Raw genomic sequence first — 21,303 nt, 5'->3', positions numbered from 1 at the left:
GGAGGGGAGGTAGTCCGATGCCGGTTCGCAAAAGACTGGAATGGTTTCCGTTGATCAACGGCACAGGTTTCGTCGTTCTATGCCTGACCATGATCGCGCCGCTTATTCATTTGGCCGCCGTTTCGTTCAGCTCGCAGTTTTATGCCGAAGCGAAGCTGGTAACGTTCTGGCCAAGAGGTTTCAATATCGAAGTGTACAAAACGATCGTGACGATGGGCAACATTTGGACTTCGATGCGCAACAGCGTCGTTATAACGGTGGTTGGCACGCTGATCGCGCTCGCCTTTACGGCTTCGCTCGCCTATCCGCTGTCGCGGGCAACGATGCATGGACGAAAATGGGTGCTTCGCGGCATTATCGTCACCTTTGTGTTCTCCGCGCCGCTTATTCCCAACTACTTGCTGATTCGCAGCCTGGGTATGGAAAATACGTTGTGGGCGCTTATGATTCCCGGCGCTTTGAATGCGTTCAACGTCATCATTATGAAGACGTTCTTCCAGGGAATATCCAGTGAAATGTTCGACGCCTCCAAGATCGACGGCTGCACGGAATGGGGCAGCTTCGGCCGTATCGCCATTCCGCTGTCGGCGCCGGTGATCGCCACGATCGCCCTGTTTCACGCCGTTGGCCAATGGAACTCGTATTTCGGTGCGATGATCTACATTCGCAGCAAAGAGCTGATGCCGCTCCAGGTGCTGCTGCGCAATTTGATCGTCGAGGAGCAGGCGAACAATGTGGCCAATACGACCGACGTGTCGACGCTGCTGACGCCCGAGATGCTGAAGGCGGGCATTACGCTGTTCGCCACCTTGCCTATTCTGATCGTTTATCCGTTCCTGCAAAAATATTTCGTCAAAGGCGCCATGGTCGGATCGCTTAAGGAGTAGCCCGGCTCATCCGTCATAAAGCTCAAGCGGCTCCTTGTCCGGCTCATCCGTATTCTACTGGACGGCGGTGTCGGAGAGGGAGTTCCCCGGAGCGGGTAAGTGGAGGGACGCTACCGGTCAGAACAAAAGACGCTGTCGATACCGCCGGGGAGCGGGAATGCGAGCGTCTTTTTTAACGTTAAAGACAACGGAAGTTTAACTTCGCTAAAGCGGTAAAGCGAAGTGCAACTTTCTTTACCAAGAAAAGCAACCTCTAAAACTCGGATGCGCTTCATCGAAAAGGCTTCGATCGGAAGCTTTTCTTATTCGCCTTTCCTTTTTTTGCAGAAGGCTTTGTATCGGAGGTATTCACGATGTTGTTCGCGGATGCCTTCGGAATATTGCCGAACCGGCTCGGAACCTTTCTCGTACGAAGATCAGCCGGAGATCGGCGTCGACTTCTTGGGAGGCAGCCGTTTGGGAGGCAGTCGTATAATCGCCAAAGTCACAGCGGGTCGGAAAACCGGTCGCGTATTTTTAGGATGTTAGGCAGCTGTTCGAAAAACACGTCCACCACCGCAGGATCGAAATGCTCGCCCCGTTCTTCCTTGAACAGGTTCAGGATACGGTCGAGCTCCCACGCTTTCTTGTACACCCTGTCGCTGGCCAGCGCGTCGAAGACGTCGGCGATCGCCGTGATGCGTCCGTGTATATGGATTTCCTCGCCCTTCAAGCCACGCGGATAGCCTTTTCCGTTCCACTTCTCGTGATGCTGCTCCGCTACGATGGCCGCCGTCTTCAGGATGCGCCGATTGGAATTTTTCAACAGATTGTAGCCGATTTCCGTATGGGTTTTCATGATATCGAATTCCTCGTCGGTCAGTTTGCCCGGCTTTTCCAGCACCGAATCCGGAATCGCCACCTTGCCGATATCGTGCATCGGCGAAGCCATCTTCAATATATCCGCTTCGGCTTGAGGGATACCGAGCCCCAGCGCCAGCAGGTACGAATATTCGGCCACCCGCTTGACGTGGTTGCCGGTTTCTTTGGAGCGGCTTTCCCCGATCTCGCCCATGGTGAAAATAATTTCCCGCTGCGTCTCCTCGATTTCCTGCGCCAGCAAAGCGGATTCGATCGATTTGCCGGAGTAGGAGGCGGCCAGCGACAAATTTCGCAGATCGCGCTCGGAGAACACTTCGCTTTCGGTCATTTTGTTGACCGCTTGGTAGCAGCCCATGATCTGCCCCTCGTTGTTGCGAAACGGGATGACGAGCAATGCTTTTGTGCGGTATCCGGTCAACTGGTCGGTATGCAGCGCTCCGCTGGCCAGCACGTCGCGGAACACCAAGTTCGTGTATGCATCGTCGATGAAGATCGGTTCGCCTGTCCGTACGCAGTGCCCGGCGAGTCCGGCCTCCAGCGGAATGCGCAGCTCCGAGATGCCATGCGCCACCTTGGACCACAACTCGCCCTTCTGGGTGTCGAGCAGCCACACGGTGCACCGGTCGGAGACGACGATCTGCTTGCCCATGTCGGCCATCAGCATCAGCACATTGTCCAAGTTCCGTTCGTTGGCGATTTTGGCCGCATAGTCAAGGATGACGCCGAGCAGTTCCTCCGGCTCCAAATCTTTTTTCAAGCGGGGTTGTTCAAAATCGTACATCTCGTGCACGTTGTTCACTCCTCATCCGTACATACATGGTGAGTCTTTATGCCCATGTCATTTCGTCAATTGATTGTATTCCCTGCGCGCTTTCGTTCTTCCTGCCTGGCCGCGAATAAAAAGTGAATTTGGCCCGTTTCAGGACCGTTTTCCCCTGACCGCAATTGTCAGGAGATTCGGTTATGATAGAACCTGACTAGTACAAAGTTGGAACGAACCGTTGCACACTGGCGCCAAGCAGCCGTCACGCTTATGGCCTTGCGGGCTCGGGTACAGGGCCCCGGATACAGGGTCTCGGACGCAGGGTCTCGGATACATGGCCCGTAAACGAATAAGCCGTAGCACGCCACGCGCCATGATGTACTAGAACAAAGCGGTGGAGGGATATTGATGAGAGTGGTAGAGAGAGGATATGTGCTGGTGGAGGGGACGAAACTGTATTATGAAAGCGCCGGAGAAGGCGAAGCGGTCGTGCTGATGCATGGGGCGTTTATGACGGCAGGCGTATGGGACGCGACGTTCGAGACGCTGTCGAAGCAGTACCGGGTCGTACGATACGACTGGCGAGGAATGGGTAAGTCCGATCTGGGCATTACTCCCTACCGTTCCTATGACGATTTGCGCAGCTTGCTGGACGCTCTGGAGATCGACCGCGCGCACGTGGTCGGTCTTTCAGCCGGAGGCTATGTGGCCGTCGAATTCGCGCTAGCCTACCCGGAACGGGTCGCCACGCTGTCGCTTGTCGCCGCCGGACTGTTCGGCTTGCCGGAATCGGAGCCGTTGCAGCGCGACAACGCCCTTTTCTACGAGGCTGCCCAAGCCGGCGATATGCCCGCGATGCTGCAAGCTTGGACGCAGATGTGGTTGGATGGGCCGATGCAGCCTTCCGATCGCGTGGACGAAGCGGTCCGCCGAAAGTTCCAGGAGCTGTCGCGCCAAAGCTTGAGCCGCTTCGCCGAATTCGAGATGCCGCAAATGCTGGTGCCCGCCCCGATCGGCCGGTTGGGCGAGATCGCCGTGCCGACGCTCGTCGTCGCCGGGGAATTCGATTATCCCGATGCTCACGCGGCGGCTGGACGGTTTATGCAAGATATCCCTGGCGCCCGTCAGGAACAGCTGTCCGATTGTGCGCATATTCCTCCGATGGATTGCCCGGAACGCTTCAACGAGTTGCTGGGTACTTTCTTAGGCAGAGCGACCGCGACCGCGCTGCCATCGGACCCTAACTGAACGTTTATTGAACCTTGGTGGATTATTGGTGGTTCCCTTGCTGGATCCCTTGGTGGACCTTTATTGGACACTTGCTGATTCTTACTGTGCCCTTGCTGGATCTTTACTTGATACTTGCTGAAGCCATGCTGAATCTTACTGAACCCTTGCTGAATCGATGCTGAATCCTTGCTGAAGCCATGCTGAACCATGCTGAATCCTTAGAGAATTCTTGCTAGATCTCTTGCTGAATCTTTACTGGATACTTGCTGAAGCCATGCTGAATCCTTGCTGGATCCCTCGCTGGGTTTTTGCTGATTTTTTGCTAAATCCCTTGCTGAACCCTTGAACCCTTACTAAAGCTCCCCAGCTTGACTCCAGCGCTTGTCCGTGTATGATAAGGTCAATGGCACGGAACGAATCGGAGAGCGGGAGGACCTGTTGCATGGAATGGTGGATCGGCTTGGCCGGCAGCGTGATCATTGCCGGGGCGGCGTATGCGCGCAAGTCGTTGTCGGGCTCTGGCTTCGCCGCAGCGGTGGCGCTGGGAACGGTGATGTACGGAGTCGGCAGCGCGGTATGGTTTGGGACGCTGATTGCTTTTTTCGTATCCTCGACTTTGTTGTCCAAGTGGAAGCGCAGACGGAAGGAGAAGGCGGAGAGCGGCTACGAAAAGACCGGCCGGCGCGATGCGGGACAGGTGGCGGCGAACGGAGCGGTTGCCCTGGTCTTGTGCCTCGGCCATTCCTTATGGCCGGATCCTTTATGGTGGTACGCGTTCCTCGGGGTAATGGCGGCGGTGAACGCCGATACGTGGGCGACGGAAATCGGAGGACTCAGTCAATCGCCCCCGCGGTCGATTACGACTGGCAGAAGGGTGCCCGCCGGGACGTCTGGGGCTGTGTCCGGTCTCGGGCTGGCGGCTTCGCTGGCAGGAGGCTTGTTTATCGGCGTGACGGCATGGCTGTTGTTGCTGCTGGTTCCGGGGCAGGACGAGCCGTCCGGCATTAGCGATCCGGGAATGCGCCTTCTGCTATGGGCCGGAATTGGGCTGATCGGCGGCACGGTCGGCTCGTTAACCGACTCGCTGCTTGGGGCGACCGTGCAGCAAATGTACCGATGCCCGGCCTGTCAACGCGATATAGAAGCGAGGAGCCATTGCGGCCTTCCCGCTGTCCGGGTGCGCGGCTATGCCGGCTGGAACAACGATGCGGTGAACGTGGCCGGCTCTTTGGCCGGCGCAGTCGTCGCCGCCATTTTGGCTCAGGCGTGGATGTGGCTTGGGTGAAGCGGCCTTTAGCGGCCAAAACAATAAGAGCGCCGGCAATGGCGCTCTTATTGTTTGGTTAAGGAGGGCCGTCAGTCTAAACGGGTTCACCACGGGCAACCGAGCCGAAAACCGCCCATTCGAGCCCCTGTACCGAGGTAGCTAGTGCTCTTTCGAACATTAAACCTCGACAAAAAGGCCCGAACCCGGGGAATAGTGCTCTTTCGAGCAATAACCACGGGCAACCGGGCCGAAAACCGCCCATTCGCACCCCTGCACCCGTCGCTAGTGCTCTTTCGAGCATTAAACCTCGACAAAAAGGCCCGAACCCGGGGAATAGTGCTCTTTCGAGCAATAACCACGAGCAACCGAGCCGAAAACCGCCCATTCGCGCCCCTGCACCCAGGGCTAGTGCTCTTTCGAACATTAAACCTCGACAAAAAGGCCCGAACCCGGGGAATAGTGCTCTTTCGAGCACAACCACGGGCAACCGGGCCGAAAACCGTCCAATTGGTGCCCCTGCACCCGGCGCTAGTGCTCTTTTGGACGAGGCGCAGTCGCGAAGGCAGACGCCATTGAGCACCCACCGCCGACGGCTTATCCAAGTTCGCGCGATCGATCGGACCTGATAAGCGGGGCCAGGCTCTCTGGCAGTTAGGGAACGCATCGCCATTTCGTGTTACCGCAAAGTTTCGGCTACCGCAAACTTCAGCTACTACAAAGCCTCAGTTACCGAAAAGCTTCAAGCGGACGCATGGCGCATGATGCGCGACAGCGTATGGCCGACGCCCGAGCCAAGGCCGTTCGGAACGATCGTATCGGCAACCGCCCGCACATCGTCGGGAGCGTGGGCCATGGCGATGCCGAGGCCGGCCCAGCGAAGCATCTCGAGATCGTTGCGATCATCGCCGAAGGCAACGACCTCCTCCTGGCGGACACCAAGCGTCCGGCACAGCTTGTCGAGCGCCTGCGCTTTCCCCGTCCCCTTCGGCTGAATGTCGATCTGCTTCGGCAGGCCGGGTGCCCCATAGGCGATCAGTTCCAACCGCTCCGTAGCGAGCAGCCGCTCGTAAGCGGCGGACAGACTTGCGGAATGGTCCGACTTCAGCAGCACCTTCAGCCAGCTGTAGTCCATCTGCGCCAGGTGGTTATGCTCATTGGAATCGAATACGCCTTCGACGCAATAAGATCGGTAATGTATTTGGTGTTGAAAAGCGATCAGGTGGAGGGTCGTCACGTCTTTCCAAGGGAGGACGCAGCGGTCGAGCAGATGACCGTCGGCGGACCAGATTTCGCAGCCGTTCGTAGAAATGATCGGCACCTGCAGCCCCAGCATCTCCATAACCGGGACAATTCGCAGACGGTGGCGACCGCTTACGAGAACGACATGCAAACCGGAGCGCTGCGCTTCCCGGACCCACTTCGCGTTTTCCTCCGAGATCGTCCCGTTCCGATCCAGAAGCGTACCGTCCAAATCGATAGCGATCATTTTCCAACTCATCTGCAAGACCCCCTTGGTTATAGGTTAAAATCAATTATGTCATGAATGATAACATGAAAATGTGGTTTTAACAATAGGGATCTATTTTAAAAGAGGAGAATGCAGTTTTTATGTCATTTAATATGACGTCAACTATTCGGGGTCGCCCATGTTGAAATGAATCGGCATCGTAATCGTGAAGCTGGAACCGACGCCCAGCTCGCTGGCCGCTTCAATCGTCCCGTTGTGCGCTTCGACGAGCGCCTTGGCGATGCTGAGTCCGAGTCCGACGCCGCCGCTGAAACGGGAACGGGATTTGTCGGCGCGGTACAGCCGGTTGAATATATAAGGCAGGTCCTGCGCGCTGACGCCGATGCCGTTGTCCTCGCAGCAGATCACGGTCCATTCGACGTTGTAGGATACGCGGATGTTCACCTTGCCGCCTTCGGGCGTGTACTTGATCGCATTCGAGACGATATTGGACAGCACCTGAACGATTTTGTCCCGGTCAACCTCGGCGTGGCAAGGGACGAAGGCCGGCTCGAATGTCAGTTTGATGCCTTTGCTGCGGGCGAGCGGGAGGAAGTTGGAATAAACAGTGCGGGACAGCTCGACCATATTCGTGCGGCGCACGTTCAGCGAGAAGCGGGCGCTTTCCGCTTCCGACAGCCGCTCCAGATCGTTGACGAGACGCGACAGGCGGATCAGCTCGTCGTAAATGTCCTGAAGACGCTCGGGGTCGGCTTCGTATACGCCGTCGATAATCGCTTCGATCTGTGTCAGCAGCGTCGTCAGCGGGGTCCGCAGCTCATGCGTCAAGTCCTCCATCAGGTTGTGACGCCAATCCTCTTGTTTTTTCAGCTCCCGAGTCATTTCATTTAACGTCGCGGCGAGCCTGCGCACTTCCTCCGGACCTTTGATCGGCAGCGTGACGTCGCGCTTGCCTTTGCTGATCTCGTTTGCGATCAGGTACACCTCGTTCAGCCGTCTGGACAGCATTCTGGCGATGAACAGGCTGAACAGGATGGAGGCTGCGACAACTCCGATCAGCAACAGTTTCGAGCGGAATTGCAGAGATTTCATAAACTCCGCATATGCGGGCTCCAGCTCGGTGTTGCTCAGAATATATTCCATCTTCAAGGTGCCTAGCGTTTCGCCGCCGGACGTATACAGCATGGACAGGGAGTTTTCGGAGCTCACGTTCGCCCGAGTGAACATGTCGAACCACACTTCCTTGCGATCCTTGCTTTCGTAGCGAAGCAAAATGCCGTACAACGCAGCCCGCCGCTGCATCCACAGCCGCTGCTCCTCGTTGAGCGGTCCGCGACCGATGCCCTCGCGGCGCATGTCGTCCATGACCAGGTAACCGTTTTTTTCCATCTGGGTCGCATTAAAGCGGGAGAACAGAGATTGCCAGTTCGTGTTGTTGATCAGCGAAATGAGAAAAACGAACACAAGCGAATACAGCATCAGGCTGATGAACACGATCGAGCTCATTTTGCGGGAGAGGGAGAGCAGCTTGTTCATGCTTCCGGCTCGTCCGGCTGCATGGAGAATTTGTAACCAGTTCCTACAACGGTCACGATATAGAGCGGATTGCCCGGATCGGGCTCAATTTTTTTGCGCAAATTTTTGACGTGGGCGTCAATGGCGCGGCCGTCTCCCTGAAAGCGGTAGCCTTGCACCGTATAAGATAGATCGGCGCGGCTGTACACTTTGCCCGGCTTGCGCATCAGTACCGAGAGCAGCTTGAACTCCGTTGCGGTCAAAGGAGCGAGACGGCCGTCGGCCATTACCTCCCGGGCTTCCGTATCGACAACCAGCTTGCCGCCATAGAACTGGATAATATGCTCCTCGTCTTGTGCGCGTTTGACCGGAGCGATCCGGCGGAACAGGGCGTAAATGCGCGCGATCAATTCTTTGGCGCGGAACGGCTTAACGATATAATCGTCGGCCCCCAGGTTCAACCCGTTGATGGCATCGATCTCGCGCGATTTGGACGTTACCATAATAATCGGAACGTTCGACTTCTCGCGGATGCGCGAGCACACTTCTTCGCCGGACAAGCCCTCGAGCATCAGATCGAGCACGATCAGATCGTGCTGGCTGTAGTCGAACTTTTGCACCGCTTCCATCCCGTTGGACGTATGGTCGGTTTTCCAGCCTTCCTTCTCGAAGTACGCGATCAGCACGTCGCGGATTTTCGGTTCGTCTTCGACAATCAGGATATGCACCGGGGTTTCCTCCTGATAAGATGTGTGAGTTGTGCTTCTATAAAAATTCAACGGCGGGAGGATAAACTCCTCCCGCCGCGGCTATAACGCGTTTTGCAACTATTCGACCAAGCCCGTGCGCTCTACGCCTTCAACGAACCAGCGCTGTGTGAACATGTACAAAATAAGCGGCGGCATGATGATCAGGAACGAGGAAGCCATCTTGAGCGGCTCGTCGAAGATCGACGGACCGAACTCGGCTGCCTGCTGCGTAAGCACCGCGGAAATTTGCGAGATGCCCATCGACAGCGGCACATCCTTAACCCCGTTCAGGTACATGCTCGGCAAGTAATAGTCGTTCCAGGTCCAGACGAACGAGAACAGGAAGACGACCAGGATGGCCGGTTTGGCCAAAGGAAGCATGACTTTGTAGAAAATGCGGAACACGTTGGCGCCGTCGATCTTCGCCGCTTCCTCCAGCTCCTTCGGCTGGGTGGAGAAAAACTGGCGGTAAATGATGACGAACAAGGCGCCCTTCAAGCCGTGGCCGAACAGGGCCGGAAGCACGATCGGAATATATGTTTTCATCAGACCGAGCTGGCTCGCGGCGATCAGGTTCGGCAAAATGACAACCTGCGTCGGAACGATAAACGTCAGCAGCAGGCAGAAAAACAATGTCCGCTTGAACGGAAATTCGAGCCGGGCGAACGCATAGCCCGCAACCGCGCACGAAACGGTCTGCAAAACCGATATGGTCAGCGACAGTACGAGACTGATCGTAAACGCACTCGGATATTTCAGCTTCGTCCAGGCGTCCTGCAGAACGCCCGTGTAGATTGCCCGTGGCACCCAGCTTACGGACGGGTCGAGCAGGTCGGACGAATTTTTCACCATCGTCGTAATCATGAACAAAATCGGATTCAAGTAGATGTAGGCCACATCGATCAGGATCAAGTAGATGAAGGCGCGGAAGATCAGTCCTTTGTCCGCTTCCTTGCCCAATACCACATGACGGGTTTTGGTCAAACCCAATCTCCAGTCGAACCCGCCGGTGCGCCTTGTTTTCAAAGCCGTTATGAGTCGGGTCACAAGTTATCCTCCTTAAACGTCGCTGGCTTCGCAAGCGTGACGTCATCCCGGCTCCGTTAGAGGCGGAGCCGGTCTTGCCATCAGCGGCCGGCGCCCAGACCCGCCGCTTTCTGCACGCGCTGGAACACCCACATGACAATCCCCAGGAACACGAGGATGATGATGAAATAAATCCAGGCGAGCGCGCTCGATTGCCCGTAGTTGCTGCTGCTTACCTGTGTCAGAATCGGGTTGGTCGGGAACGTGAACAGGTCGACTGTCGTGTAGATGAGATTGAGCATAATGAACGGCGTCATCCCCGGAAGCGTAATTTTCCAGAACACTTCCCAAGGCGTTGCGCCATCGATCCGCGCCGCTTCGTATACCGACGTTCCGATCGTCTGCCGTCCGGCAAGGAAGATCAGTATCTGTACGCCGGAGTACCACAGAATGAGCACGAACGAGCCCATGACGGCAACGATCGGAGTCGCCCACGTCGCCGATAAGTTTTGCGAGACCAGCGACGTGATGTTATACCGCTGGATGAAGCCGAGATCGCCTTCGCCCTGAGTCATAAACTCCCTGACGACCTGCCCGGTCGTGAAGATGACGGGCAGGAAGAAGATGGAGCGGAACAAGCCGCGGCCTTTGAAGTTCTGGTTCAGCATAATGGCCACGAGCAAGGAGAAGATCAGGATGATCGGCAGCATGATGACCGATTGGCGCAAAAACGGGAACAGCTGATTATACAGGATCGCTCCGTTTTCCAGCATGATGTACTTGTAATGCTTCAGGCCGACCGGGGTAATCTCGATACCGGTGCCGAGTATCCGCACCTGGTGAAAGCTCATGTAGAGCGAGTAGCCGAGCGGGAAAAGCATGAACGCCAGAAAACCGATCGCCCATGGAGCTATGAACAAGGAGCCTTCCAGCTTGCGGATCGTTTGGCCCGACAGCCTGCTTTTTTTCGTCGTCACGGTGCAGCTCCTCCTTTCACGATCAAGTAATCCAACGGTTTAACCGTAATGCCGCCGGCCGTATAAGCCGAATTGCCGTAGTTGACGATAATACGCTTGCCGTTCGAGTACGTCGTTTCTTTCACTTCGGATGCCAGCGTACGATGGTTGACAATGAATTTGTCCTGAACGTCGCCGAGCGCCTGGTTCATTCTTTGGTATTCCTGAACGGCTTGCGATTCCCAATCGCGGAAGTCCGGGCTGTACAGGTGAAGCGTATCGGCGTTCTTGAACTCTTCGGCGCTTTCGTACGTGAAGATGAATGCCGGAGCCGAACCGTATTCCAGATCGCGCAAAAACTGCTTCTGGTACTCCTGACGGTTGTTCGCATAGGACGACGAATAATTGACGAGTCCGTGCAGAGCGATCTGGGCGAACGGAATCGCCGTATCCGAGAACGAGTCGTACGAATAATCGTCGATCAGCTGATCGATCGCGCTGACGTACGGGAAAGCAAAGCTGCTGGATTGCGTTCCCCGAACGTCGAGGGAGGCCTCCTTGAACTTCTGGAGCAGCTCCTGCTGCTTCTTGCGGCTCTCCTCGCGGCCGAGCGGATAGTTCGAGTTGTAGTCGCTGTTGACGGTCCGGCCGAGACCGGATTTGTAGCTGCCGCTTGGGGAATCGACCCCTAGCGTAACGCCGGCAGCGCCGAGCTTCTGGAAGTAGCGGATATCCTCTTCGATCACTTTTTCCATATAGCCGAGGCTGACGTAGTTTTCCAGCACCGTGCCGCCCAGGTCGCGCAGGCCGTTCTGCCTGCGGTTGAAGCCGCCGATTTTGGACGTGTTCTGCGTGTAATTCGTATGCAGATACACCGGAATTTGCAGCGTATCGGCGAACTGGATAAATTTCTTCATGCCGTCCGTGCCGCCGATGCGGCTGTCCACCGGCGCCGGGGAGCCGAAATCGCTATAGCCGCCATTGGCCCAGCCCATGTAATTGACGACCATATTGTCGATGCCGAGGCCATACAGACGCTGTACGATTTTCATCGCGTCCGACGTTTCCGTCGTTTTCAGATAACGGTCCGTAATGAGCCCCTTCTCGCGCTCCGCTCCGACGATGCTGACCGTCATCGGCAGCTTGGTGGAGTTTTTCGGCTTGATCGTCTGCATCTTGTACTTATCGATCATATATTGCCGATAGCGCTCGGCCATGCCGACATAGTTCGCTTTCGCCTTGTCGAGCAGCACATAGCGGACGGCGCGGTCGCCTTTGAAGCGATCGGTTTTGTTGTACGTTGTGAAGAAGCGGCCTTTCGCTTCGTTCGTCACCTGTTTATACGTAGAGCGGTAGTTTTGCTGAGCCGTAATCCAGTTGTAGCCGCTAAATACGCCGGAAGGCGAAGCGACGACATCGGACAGCTCGGCGCCGTCCTCGATAATGGACAGGAAGCCTTTGTCTCCCGATTTGGCGCCGAATACCGGCATCGTGATCGGATTGCGCGACTGAGGATCGTCATTCGCTTTGAACGAAAGGTCCAATCCGTACACCGGCTCTTGGTAAATCCGGTTGACGTTCGTGCTATTCTGGCTGTAAGGAATGAGCGCTCCGGAGCCGTCCGGTACGAACAGGTAGCCGTCCTGGCCCTCCGAATGCTCCGCTCCGAAGAACGGGTACAGCCGGATCCAGATCAAGCTGAGGGAGCCTTCCTTGACGCCGGAATCGATGATTTTCGTCACGATGGAGTCGCCTTCCAGCTTGACTTCGATCGGGATCGTAAATTGCTTGGCGGGCATCTCGAACGTCAGCTTGAAGCCTCCGTCGATGTTGGTAATGTCCGTTATTTTGCCCTGCTCTTCAAGCAGGTTCGTTTCCTTCGGCTGGGTGACTTTGCCGGTCAGGTCGATATAGCGCAGCATGACGGGGGAGCGCAGATGGTTCCGCCACGTCCCTTCCTGTCCTTCGGTCAACCACTGCTGCGGGTCCGGATACGAATGCCACACATTGCCGTTCCGTTTGTCTACGACGTTGAAGTGACCGGTCTTGGCGTCCAGCTTCAGTTCGAGCTGACCGGATTGGGCGACGGTTTTAAAATCCGCTTCCTGCGGCAGCTCTTCGAGCCCTTTTGCCACTTTGACCGCCCCGACGTTCGCTTGCGGAGCCGCCGTGACGGCCCCGCGGTCCAGGGAACTGATATCGAGTCTCGTTACGACGAACAGGAGCAGAGCGACGATAAGCACCGTCCAGATCCATGCGGATACCGGTATTCGTTTGAGCCATTGCTTCATCGCAGTCTCACCTCCTGATACACCTCATACAAGAAGTCTTTCAAGTCGCTGCTGAGGCCGAGCACGACGAGTGCCAGGACGGCGAGTGTCATGAAGGCGACGAGCGTCAGGAAAATGTTGACGATCGTTTCGCCGACGGAGTAGTTTTGCAGCGATTGAATTTTCCAGAAAATCATAAACGCGGTCCACACATACAGCACATTTTGCAGGAAGTCGAATATCGCTTTCTCGGACAAGGTCATGACCGTGGAAATCACCGTCAGCGGGATGCCGATCAGCACGAGCGGGATCAGCGCGTAGGCGCTGCCCACGAAGACGTCCTTGAAGCGGCCTTCGCCGCGGTAAATCGAGCTGACCAGGTAGTTGGAGACGACCCAGCCGATCCAAATGATGCCGTACTGGAACAACAGCGAAAGCAGGTTGATCCGGTGAACGTCGACCAAATTGAACGAGAAGCTGGTGAACATCCTCATGACGACGAGCGTGATGTAGGCGACGACGAGCAAAATCAATGCGCCTACGTAGCCGCCCTTCTGTTCGAAGCGGAGGGCGGAAAAGCCGTCGAGCGGATGTTTCAGCATGTAGAACATATGCTTGAACTGAACGATGAACGAGTTTTTCGAACGTCTGCGGTTTTTCCATGCGAGCCGCCATTTCGTCCGGCGCGTCGCTCTCTCGCCGATCAGGAGCAGGATGACTGCGACGACCAGCGAAGTGGCCAGTACCGAGAAATGGCTTTGGAACCATTGCAGACGAATTTGCCAGTAAGCGTCGGAGTAGCCTTTATGGTCGTCTCCGCGCTTGAACAGCTCCAGCGCCTCCTGATAATTGCCTTGCTTGTAGGCCGATTTCGCCAGGCCGAGAATAGCGGGGGAGAAGTTGGCGTTCAGGCGCAGCACCTCGCGCCAATGGCTTTCGCTCTCCTCGTAACGTCCTTGCAGCGTCAGCTTGTTCGCTTCGTTCACCTTCGCTCCGAACTCGGACAGGCGGAACAATTGAATGACGCCCTCCTGACCGTCGAGCAGGAACAGATCGTTGCGGGAGTTGGCGTCGACGGCGACCGGGTTTTTCATCAGCCCGAGCTGGGTCGTGTTGGCCGACGAAGGACCTGCCCAGAAAAACAGCAGATTGCCGTTGGCGTCGTACTGGTTAATATATTTGTAAGAAGAATCGATCGCCGTCATATTGCCGTTCGAATCGATGGCCAGATCGATCAGCTGGGACGTCACTTGACCGCCCGTCGCGAACTTCATGTCGAATCTGCGCACCTCGCCGAAGGCTTTGTTTTCCAGCAGGTTCAGACCCTTGATACTGAGCTTCTTGATCTGCTCGGTTTTGATCCCTTGTCCGGAGGTGGTCGTGTACATGAAGCCGTCATGGTCGACGGCCACGCTGCTAATCGCACCGGGCAGCTTGCTGATTTCGTTTGCGTACATCTGCTTCGTATAGACGAGCCGCTTCATTGCGTCCAGCGGGGAGAAGATCGTTTTGTTCGCCCCGTAGAAGCTTTGGAAGTTGCCTTCCGGGTCGAGCTGCAAGAGCCCCTGGTAGCCGCCCAATACGGCGATGTACAGGAAGCCGCGCTTGTCGACGACAAGCCGCGTCGGATCGTACTTGAACGCTTCCGGAATGTATTTGGAATCCGGCTTGAGGTACTGTCGAATGTAATTACCGTTCTTGTCGAGACGGACGACCCGCTTGTTGCCGGTATCGGCGACGTAAATGTCCTGGGTGTCGGTGACGAACACGCCCTCCGGCTTGTTGAACGGCTTCAGCTCCGGATTATCGGCCTTCGCCTCGATGGCGATGTAGCGGACAAAGGCGCCGTTCGGACCGAATTCGACGATCCGGTTGTTGCCGGTATCGGCGACGTAAATATGATCGTTCGTCGCGATGAACAAATCTTTCGGGTTTTGCAGCGGCGACGCTTTCATCGTCCCCGGTTTATCTTTATCGGGAATCGTCAAATCTTTGCCGAATATCCCTTCCGGCGTGTAGGCCGGTTGAGTCCAGATCAGGCGTCCTTGATTCTCTTTCGAGTTCGTCCAGTATGGCACTTCCGCAAAGGCGGACAGCGGCATCAGCGCCGCTACGGCCAACATCAGGACGAGTAGCATCAAGATCCGCCGACTGCTTCCAAGTTTCATGGTCAGACCTCCGAATCTGTCGTGTCCTTATTTGATGCCGGAATGCGCCATAGTGGCGATTACTTTACGCTGGTAGAACAGGAAGAAGATGAAGTTCGGCAGGAACAGGATCAGTGCAGCAGCAGCAGCAGCCCCTTGCCGCGCTACCGAGTTGACCGCCCCGGTAGTGATCGTGCTCAGGAAGAACGGGAACGTCTTCATCGATTCGTCTTGCATGAACAGACGGGACGACTCCACGTTGCCCCAGGCGCCTTGGAACGTCAGGATGGCGACGGTGGCGACGGCAGGCATAATCGTCGGAATGACGATCCGGTAAAAGACCGTGAACTCGCGCGCCCCGTCCATCTTGGCGGCTTCCAGCAGCTCGTTCGGCACCTGGTCGACGAACTGCTTCATCAGGAAGACGCTGACCGGAGCCGCCAGAGCGGGCAGCAGGTGGCCGAAATACGTATTCATGATGCCGAGATTCGAGACGACCAGATAACGCGGAATGCCGACCGTTTCCGGCGCGAACATAAGCGTCAACAGGATCGTGGCGAACAAGATTTTGTGTCCCGGAAACTTGTGCTTCGACAGCGGATAGGCGCACAAGGCGCTGACGATGACGACGCCGACGACGGTAAGGATGGTGACGACGATACTGTTGAACAAGTAGCGCGTGACCGGCACGACGGATGAGCTGGACAAGACGAACAGCTCGCGGAAGTTGTTGAACGTCGGCTCCTCCACGTAGATGCGCGGCGGCGTAATGAACAGCTCCTGATACGGCTTCAACGATTGCACGAAGATGAAGACGAGCGGTATCAGCATGAAGATGGACAGCAGCGTCAGCAAGATATATAACGCTTTTTGGAACGAGTCCGCCTTCTCCAGACGATTTTTCCGCTTCGTGCGGATTTTTTTGAAAAAGCTGGATACGGGATTACTAGCGAGGCTAGCCATCATTCATCACCTCGAGATCCGAATAACTTATGACCAAGCTTGTTGGCGATATACATCATGACGAGCAGGAATACCGAAATGGCCGATGCGTAGCCCATCTCGAACCGGATTTCCCCGTAATCCTGAATATGACTCATGAGCACATGGCCGGAGTACTGGGGAGTCGGGAACGTGCCGGACAATTGCTGCCCGATTTCGCCCGCCTTGAACGTGCCGACGATCGCCATAACGGCGCTGAACAGCATCTGCGGCTTCATCGACGGAATCGTAATGAACCAGATTTCCTGCAGACGGCTCTTGATGCCGTCGATTCGTCCGGCTTCGTATAGCTCCTTGTTGACGTTCAGCACGCCTGCTAGCTGGGCGAGGAAGCCTACGCCCATGCTGGACCAAAGCGTGACGGCGACCATTGAGCCCATCAAAAATTTCGGGTCGGTCACCCACAGAATCGGCTTGTCGATCAAGCCGATGTTGAGCAGCAGGCTGTTGATATAACCGATTCTATCGCCCATCAAGAGCGGCACCCATACTGCGGTCATTGCCGCGCCGGCTACGAGCGACGGGCTGTACATGATCAGCGCGTACAGCGTCCGCGTGTAGTTCGGCAGCTGGGAGATGAGCCAGGCCAGAATGAAGGAGGCGATATAGCCTCCCGGACCTACCAGCAGCACGAACTTGATCGTGTTCGGCAAAGCGTTTTTCAGGAAGATCAAATCCTGCGAGAGCAAATACAAATAGTTCTGCCAGCCGACCAGATGCGGCGGCTGAAGCGCGTTGAAATACGTAAAGCTAAGCAGAACCGCGAGCAGGACGGGGACAAATATAAAGGCGGTAAAGCAAAGCACGAACGGCGCGATAAACAAGTAAGAAAGCCGGTACGACCAGATGAGCTTGAAAAACGTATTCATACGCGTACCGAAATCTGCTTTCTGCCTTTTACCCATGGGAACCGTCACTCCGGCTTCACTTTGGGACATAGCGGTCAACCCCTTCCCACGGCTTCGTGACTTGCGGCAAATCAAGCGTGTGCGTTACTTTTCCATCTGGAGTGATGAAGCCAAACTCCTGCGCCTTCCGAACCATTTCCCGATCGATATTGATGATGCCTTCCTCCAGCGATTCGCGGTAATTCATCCCGTCCACGACCGTCCGGTTCCAGGCGTTGTTCAGTTCCCGCGCGACGAAGTAGGCGCCCGGAGGGTTCGGCATCTCCTTATACCATTTCCACTGCTCGAAGATAACCTTGAGGTCGTCCTTCTGCCACGGGAGCCGGCTGAATGCTTCGATATTGGCGGAATTCCAGCGGAAGGCGATCCCGTTGAACGATTCGAGGTCCGAACCGTAACGCTCCTGCACGTCGGCGGAAAGCAGCCATTTCAGGAATTCCCACGCTTCCTGCTTCTTCTTCGAGCTCTTGTAAATAAATCCGGTCGTCTGACCCCCCGAGGACCAGCGGGCGACGGTGCCGTCGGATTGCTTGTAGCCGGGCAGCGGAGCCATTCCCCACCAGCCGGTCAACTCCGGCGCGGCAACCGATATTTGCAGATACGAGTTGAAGTCGGCGATCCCGATCGGCATGTCGCCTTTGCGGAAATGCTGATAGAAGCTCGGTACGCTGCGCTCCAGATCGTAAATGTTGAACAAATCGGTCCATTGCTTGAAGCCTTTGAACGCCTCCGGCGTGCTGAGCGCGGTGCTCATGCCGTCTTTATTGAAAAACTCGGCGTTGTTCTGGTAAATGAACGTGATATAGTCGGTCGGCGGCACGTAGAAGTTATAGCCGCTTTGCTGAAGCGTCGGCAGCATGTTGTAGACGTCGTCCCACGTGTCGGGCACCTTCAGGTTCAACTTCTCGAGAATGTCCTTGCGGTAGAACAGCACTTTGAACGACTGCGTTTCCGGGAGCGCATAATAGCCCTTGTCGTAGTAGAACGGCAGCAGAGCGCCCGGCGCGAATTGATTCGCGATCTGCTTGAAGTCCGGAAACTGGCTCAAATCTTCAAGCGCTCCCCGCATGGCGAAGTCGATCGATTTATCCTGCGGCTGTCCGAGCGCGATATCTGGCGATATGCCGGCCGCGTTCGCATAGATCAACAGGTTTTCGTCCGGGAGCAGGTTGACTTTGACCTTTACGCCGGTTTGCGGCGTATACATCTCGTTGGCGAGCTCCTGAAGCAGGTTGACGTAGTCGCGTCCGCGGTTGACCCATACGTTCAGGGCGGTATCGTCCAGCTTGCTCAAATCTTCCTTGCGGATAAAGGAACGGAAGAAATTCATTACAGACGATTGTGTCTTCTGGAAAAAATTCGCCGTCAGCTTGGGCGTCTCGGCCGCCGTGGGAACGATGTAGATCTGATCGAGCTGCAACGGCGCCTTGATCAGCGTTTCGCGGATGGCTCCGACTTTCTCTTGCAGCGACGATATATCGTCCATATGGTACGGAATTTCGTTCGGATATCTCAGATAGCTGTCAATATCGCGCATCGCGTTGAGCAGCGTCTGCACGTTATTTTCCCGCCGTCCGTTCGCCTTGAGCATATCGTCGGCCATCAGCTGCATTTGCGCGCGGATGGCTTCGAGCCGTTTCGGCAGCTCGGGGAAATCCTCGTCGATTTTCCATGTCCGGTTTTTGTCGACGACGTTGCCCGTGAGCGCCTTCAACTCGGAGGTGAGGTCGCGGAGCTGGGTTGTCGCTTCCTCGGATTCGACGATAACCGGCTGGAACGGAGCGACGGTTGCGGTCATGGACAGCGTGTGCTGGCCTTTCTCCAGATAGATCTCGAAAGGCTTGCCTGCCGCATCCGAGAGCGTGATGCCCTGCCAGGCGGTGTTATAAGGAATTCCGTAGGTTTGCAGCTCCTTGAACGGAACCTTGCCGTCAATGGAGATCGTACGGAACGTGGTCATGTTGGAGATCGTATTCTGCTTGGCGCGCATGGCGATTTTGTAGCGGCCGCTTTCCTCGACCTTGAACGTCCAGTCGATGCGCTGTCCGCCGTTTTGCCATCTGGAGCCGCCTACCGTATTGAACGTCTCATGGGCCCCTGCCGGCGGAGTAGAGAGGGCGTCCTTGTCGACGACCATCTGAATGGCGGCGTCGTTCTTGACCGTCATATTTTCCGCCTGAATCGAAACCGTGGCGCCGCTTTTTGCCGAATCGGCCGGAACCTTCGCCGAATACGCGGCATAGTCGGGAACGACGGCCGGCGGCGTAACGGTCAGCTGGCCGATGGCGATCGGCTCGCTGCCGGACAGCCGGATCGTATGCTCGCCCTGGGTCAAATACCATTTCAGCGGCTCGCTGTAAGCCCCGCCGTTATCGCGGAATGGCTCCTCGATCCAATTGGACAGCGTAAGCGACCGGGGCCGCACGTCGTCGCCCTTCTCGTCCTTCTTGACGGGCAAGTCGTCCTTGAACTGCTTGCGGAAGGTGACGGCACGCGCTTCCCGGAACGGATACGTTCCGTCGATCGAGACGGAGAGCGATACCGGTCTTCTGCCGGCCGCGGTGCTGTCGGTCAACGCGTAAGGGAAGTGCTGGAGATTTAACTCGTATAAGCCGGTTTGGTCGACTTTGACTTTGTATTCGATCCAATTGTCGCGGTCGCTTTTCCAGATCAGGACGCGGTCCTTCCCTTGGAAAGAGCTTGCTTGCGCCAGCTGGGCGGACGATTGCGAAACAATATCGGCTCCGGCGACCCGAGCCGTTCCGGTGCCGTTGGCGTAGTTTTTCGAGACCCAGTCTGCGGATACCTGAGCATAGAACGGTTCGAAGCTCGTTGTCAGGTTACTGGCGGCTTTGGCTGCGCTGACTGACGACGCGGCAGGCTTGGCTGCGTTCGTATTCGCATTCGAAGTCGCGGGAGCGCTGTCGGCGGCATGGACCGCACCCGGAGCGGGAGCGGTAATGCTCGCGCCGACAAGCATCGAAGCGGCGAGCACGACGGCGGCCGCAGCGCGTTTGTTGTTATGGCGGCGACGTTGCAAGGGGGATCCTCCTTTCATCTTTACGAATCGATAAGCCGTTCTCCGCTATCCCGGTCGAAGAACAGCGCCTTGTGCATGTCGACGGCAACCGAAATTTTCATCTCGTCATTGTAGAAATTGCGGGGGCTTGTGCGGACGACAAGCAGGTTCGAGCTTCCGACGTCGAGGTGAAGAAAGCGGTCGGCGCCCATCAGTTCGTTGAATTTGTGAATGCCGCTCATGACGGCGTTCGGAAACGCTTCGAAGACGATTTGGTCGACGCTGATGTTCTCCGGCCGGATGCCGAGCGTGACCACTTTGTTGACCAGCCGTTTAGCGATAAGCGCTTTCGCATTTCCTTGGGGAATTTCCAGGGCGAAGCGGTTCGTGTGGAACTCCAGCTTGCCGCCGTGCTCTTCGAGTCTGCCGTCGATGAAGTTCATGGGCGGGGAGCCGATGAAGCTTGCGACGAACGTGTTGGCGGGGTTGTTGTAAATCTCCTCCGGCGTATCAACCTGCTGGATGATGCCGTCCTTCATGACGACGATCCGGTTGGCCATCGTCATGGCCTCCGTCTGATCGTGTGTTACGTAGATGGTCGTGACTTCGAGCTGCTTGTGCAGCCGGATCAGCTCGGAGCGCATCTGTACCCGCAGCTTGGCGTCCAGGTTCGACAGTGGCTCGTCCATTAGGAACACTTGAGGGTTGCGGACGATCGCCCGGCCAAGCGCGACACGCTGCCGCTGACCGCCGGACAGCTGCTTCGGCTTGCGGTCCAAGTACGCCTCGATTTCCAACACGCGTGCCGCCCGTTTCACGGCGATGTCGATTTCGTGCTTCGGCATTTTGCGCAGCCGCAGGCCGAAGGCGATGTTCTCGTAGACCGACATGTTCGGGTACAGGGCGTAGTTCTGGAACACCATCGCGATATCGCGGTCTTTGGGGGGAAGCTCGTTGACGAGAACGTTGTTGATGTAAATCTCGCCCTTGCTGATATCCTCCAGACCCGCTATCATGCGAAGGGTGGTCGATTTGCCACAGCCCGAAGGACCGACGAACACGACGAACTCTTTGTCTTCGATTTCCAGGTTGAAATCCTTCACGACGTTTTGCTTGTCTTTGCCGTATTGCTTGTACACATGGTTGAACAAGATCCGGGACATGAGCCGATTACCCCCTTATAAATGTGCTTGCAGAAAACGGTTACATGGCAATATATATTCATTATAGAAAAG

15 protein-coding genes are annotated in these 21,303 nt (G+C 56.2%); 3 read left to right on the top strand and 12 right to left on the bottom strand.

Features of this window, described 5'->3' with window-relative positions:
- The first annotated feature begins 17 nt into the window (after positions 1 to 17).
- Entirely contained in the window at positions 18 to 887 is an 870-nt protein-coding gene (locus ABD796_RS03790; RefSeq protein WP_344903061.1) for a carbohydrate ABC transporter permease, read from the top strand.
- A 484-nt stretch (positions 888 to 1,371) separates the two neighbouring features.
- On the opposite strand, the gene ABD796_RS03785 is transcribed toward ABD796_RS03790, so the two are convergent.
- Positions 1,372 to 2,529 carry an HD domain-containing phosphohydrolase gene (locus ABD796_RS03785; RefSeq protein WP_344904210.1) on the bottom strand — a complete coding sequence of 386 codons (1,158 nt, stop codon included), beginning with the start codon at positions 2,527 to 2,529 and terminating at the stop codon, positions 1,372 to 1,374.
- A 390-nt stretch (positions 2,530 to 2,919) separates the two neighbouring features.
- Here ABD796_RS03785 and ABD796_RS03780 point away from each other — a divergent pair, with 390 nt between their 5' ends.
- Both ABD796_RS03780 and ABD796_RS03775 read left to right on the top strand, forming a co-directional pair.
- On the top strand, positions 2,920 to 3,759 hold the full coding sequence (locus ABD796_RS03780) for an alpha/beta fold hydrolase (RefSeq protein WP_344903058.1): 840 nt from the start codon (positions 2,920 to 2,922) through the stop codon (positions 3,757 to 3,759).
- A 424-nt stretch (positions 3,760 to 4,183) separates the two neighbouring features.
- Positions 4,184 to 5,026, top strand: a complete 843-nt coding sequence (locus tag ABD796_RS03775; RefSeq protein ID WP_344903055.1) for a DUF92 domain-containing protein — start codon at positions 4,184 to 4,186, stop codon at positions 5,024 to 5,026.
- Positions 5,027 to 5,747: 721 nt separating this feature from the next.
- Here the strand turns inward: ABD796_RS03775 and ABD796_RS03770 are convergent.
- From ABD796_RS03770 to ABD796_RS03720, 11 genes are all read right to left on the bottom strand, one after another.
- The gene (locus tag ABD796_RS03770) at positions 5,748 to 6,506 is read right to left on the bottom strand and encodes an HAD family hydrolase (RefSeq protein WP_344903052.1); all 759 of its coding nucleotides are present in this window, start codon (positions 6,504 to 6,506) and stop codon (positions 5,748 to 5,750) included.
- Positions 6,507 to 6,638: 132 nt separating this feature from the next.
- The gene (locus ABD796_RS03765) at positions 6,639 to 8,012 is read right to left on the bottom strand and encodes a sensor histidine kinase (RefSeq protein WP_344903049.1); all 1,374 of its coding nucleotides are present in this window, start codon (positions 8,010 to 8,012) and stop codon (positions 6,639 to 6,641) included.
- Positions 8,009 to 8,719 (bottom strand): response regulator, encoded by a 711-nt coding sequence (locus ABD796_RS03760; protein WP_344903046.1) that lies wholly within the window; start codon positions 8,717 to 8,719, stop codon positions 8,009 to 8,011. Before ABD796_RS03760 ends, ABD796_RS03765 begins: the two co-directional genes overlap by 4 nt.
- A 99-nt stretch (positions 8,720 to 8,818) precedes the next feature.
- Positions 8,819 to 9,787, bottom strand: coding sequence for a carbohydrate ABC transporter permease (locus tag ABD796_RS03755; protein ID WP_379118000.1), 969 nt, complete (start codon positions 9,785 to 9,787; stop codon positions 8,819 to 8,821).
- A gap of 80 nt (positions 9,788 to 9,867) precedes the next feature.
- Positions 9,868 to 10,743, bottom strand: a complete 876-nt coding sequence (locus ABD796_RS03750) for a carbohydrate ABC transporter permease (RefSeq protein WP_344903043.1) — start codon at positions 10,741 to 10,743, stop codon at positions 9,868 to 9,870.
- Complete coding sequence (locus tag ABD796_RS03745) at positions 10,740 to 13,013, bottom strand: DUF5696 domain-containing protein (protein WP_344903039.1); 2,274 nt, start codon at positions 13,011 to 13,013, stop codon at positions 10,740 to 10,742. The genes ABD796_RS03750 and ABD796_RS03745 overlap by 4 nt, the downstream gene beginning before the upstream one ends.
- Positions 13,010 to 15,160, bottom strand: coding sequence for a YIP1 family protein (locus tag ABD796_RS03740; protein ID WP_344903036.1), 2,151 nt, complete (start codon positions 15,158 to 15,160; stop codon positions 13,010 to 13,012). The genes ABD796_RS03745 and ABD796_RS03740 overlap by 4 nt, the downstream gene beginning before the upstream one ends.
- A gap of 27 nt (positions 15,161 to 15,187) precedes the next feature.
- A complete protein-coding gene (locus tag ABD796_RS03735; RefSeq protein ID WP_344903032.1) occupies positions 15,188 to 16,102 on the bottom strand; it encodes a carbohydrate ABC transporter permease in 915 nt (304 codons plus the stop codon).
- On the bottom strand, positions 16,102 to 17,046 hold the full coding sequence (locus tag ABD796_RS03730; RefSeq protein ID WP_344904204.1) for a carbohydrate ABC transporter permease: 945 nt from the start codon (positions 17,044 to 17,046) through the stop codon (positions 16,102 to 16,104). The genes ABD796_RS03735 and ABD796_RS03730 overlap by 1 nt, the downstream gene beginning before the upstream one ends.
- A gap of 19 nt (positions 17,047 to 17,065) precedes the next feature.
- Positions 17,066 to 20,089 carry an extracellular solute-binding protein gene (locus ABD796_RS03725; protein ID WP_344903026.1) on the bottom strand — a complete coding sequence of 1,008 codons (3,024 nt, stop codon included), beginning with the start codon at positions 20,087 to 20,089 and terminating at the stop codon, positions 17,066 to 17,068.
- 20 nt (positions 20,090 to 20,109) lie between these two features.
- Positions 20,110 to 21,231 carry an ABC transporter ATP-binding protein gene (locus ABD796_RS03720; RefSeq protein WP_344903023.1) on the bottom strand — a complete coding sequence of 374 codons (1,122 nt, stop codon included), beginning with the start codon at positions 21,229 to 21,231 and terminating at the stop codon, positions 20,110 to 20,112.
- Positions 21,232 to 21,303: the final 72 nt, after the last annotated feature.

Origin of the sequence: Paenibacillus hodogayensis (assembly GCF_039536325.1) — a bacterium.
Lineage (GTDB): Bacteria > Bacillota > Bacilli > Paenibacillales > NBRC-103111 > Paenibacillus_AB > Paenibacillus_AB hodogayensis.
This window is presented reverse-complemented; position numbering and strand designations above follow the sequence as displayed.

Coding starts and splice junctions, on each gene's coding strand:
- ABD796_RS03790 (WP_344903061.1), top strand. CDS start 18: ATGCCGGTTCGCAAAAGACTGGAATGGTTTCCGTTGATCAACGGCACA.
- ABD796_RS03785 (WP_344904210.1), bottom strand. CDS start 2,529: ATGTACGATTTTGAACAACCCCGCTTGAAAAAAGATTTGGAGCCGGAG.
- ABD796_RS03780 (WP_344903058.1), top strand. CDS start 2,920: ATGAGAGTGGTAGAGAGAGGATATGTGCTGGTGGAGGGGACGAAACTG.
- ABD796_RS03775 (WP_344903055.1), top strand. CDS start 4,184: ATGGAATGGTGGATCGGCTTGGCCGGCAGCGTGATCATTGCCGGGGCG.
- ABD796_RS03770 (WP_344903052.1), bottom strand. CDS start 6,506: ATGAGTTGGAAAATGATCGCTATCGATTTGGACGGTACGCTTCTGGAT.
- ABD796_RS03765 (WP_344903049.1), bottom strand. CDS start 8,012: ATGAACAAGCTGCTCTCCCTCTCCCGCAAAATGAGCTCGATCGTGTTC.
- ABD796_RS03745 (WP_344903039.1), bottom strand. CDS start 13,013: ATGAAGCAATGGCTCAAACGAATACCGGTATCCGCATGGATCTGGACG.
- ABD796_RS03740 (WP_344903036.1), bottom strand. CDS start 15,160: ATGAAACTTGGAAGCAGTCGGCGGATCTTGATGCTACTCGTCCTGATG.
- ABD796_RS03735 (WP_344903032.1), bottom strand. CDS start 16,102: ATGGCTAGCCTCGCTAGTAATCCCGTATCCAGCTTTTTCAAAAAAATC.
- ABD796_RS03730 (WP_344904204.1), bottom strand. CDS start 17,046: ATGGGTAAAAGGCAGAAAGCAGATTTCGGTACGCGTATGAATACGTTT.
- ABD796_RS03720 (WP_344903023.1), bottom strand. CDS start 21,231: ATGTCCCGGATCTTGTTCAACCATGTGTACAAGCAATACGGCAAAGAC.